Annotated in this window: 1 protein-coding gene and 1 pseudogene; both read left to right on the top strand. The window is 70.3% G+C overall.

The features are described from left to right. A pseudogene (locus tag PMES_RS16300) lies at window positions 1-445 on the top strand (chromosome partitioning protein ParB); the annotation flags it as partial. Next, window positions 442-855: DNA-binding protein (locus tag PMES_RS16305; RefSeq protein ID WP_268892439.1), on the top strand; the 414-nt coding region annotated here is incomplete at its 3' end. The pseudogene PMES_RS16300 and the gene PMES_RS16305, both read left to right, overlap by 4 nt.

The raw sequence follows: 855 nt of genomic DNA on the forward strand, positions 1-855 counted from the left end.
GCATACCGGAACACTTCTAGTGGCGGAACTCGGTTCCTTCACTAGAATGACCGCCGAGAAGTTCGGCCTGACGGACCGCCAGGTCCGCAAGATCGTCGCGGCCGGCCTTGCTCTCGAGCCTGCCGACCTGCCGCGTTTGCGGGCGGCCCCCCGGGCGGTGACGCTGAAGGACCTGAGCGTGCTGGCCAAGCTTGGCGAGAGCGCCGAGCGCAGCCATGTGATCGATGCCCTGGCCGACGGCCGGGCGCGCTCCGCCGCCGATGCCCGCCGCCAGTATGATGAGGCAAACACGCCTTCAAAGCCTGTTGAAGACCCGATGGACGCGGCTTTCGTGAAGCTGCAGGAGCTCTGGGCCCGCACGCCCAAGGCGGCGCGGCGGCGTTTTGTCGGGGCGGCCCATGAGGAGCTTTCGGAGCTTCTGCGCGAGGAGGCTCCCGGGCCATGAGCGCTCCCCATCCCTCCCAGATCTGGTGGTCGGCTGCCGAGCTTGCCGAGGCAGCGATGCCGGACATGCCGGCAACGAAACGTCGGGTGAACGCACTCGTCGAACGCGAGGGCTGGAAGGCGCAATCCGCGCATGCCAGGAAACGCGCCGGGCGCGGGGGTGGATGGGAATTCCATTGGCAGTTGCTGCCGCTGCGGGCGCGTCAGCGCCTGCTGCGCGAGGCGGCGATCGCGCAGGAGCGGGCCCCGGCCCCCGGCGCGCAGACCGAGGACGATCGCGCGGCCCGCCATGCCGCTTTCGAGGCGCTGCCCGAGGCGGCCAAGGCAGAGGCGCGGTTCCGGCTGCGGGTTGTGCAGGCGGTGATGGCCAGCACCCGGTCGGGACTGACACGCTCCCAGGCGGTCACGCAG

The sequence above is a fragment of the Profundibacterium mesophilum KAUST100406-0324 genome (assembly GCF_009835145.1).
In the GTDB taxonomy this organism is placed as follows: Bacteria; Pseudomonadota; Alphaproteobacteria; order Rhodobacterales; family Rhodobacteraceae; genus Profundibacterium; species Profundibacterium mesophilum.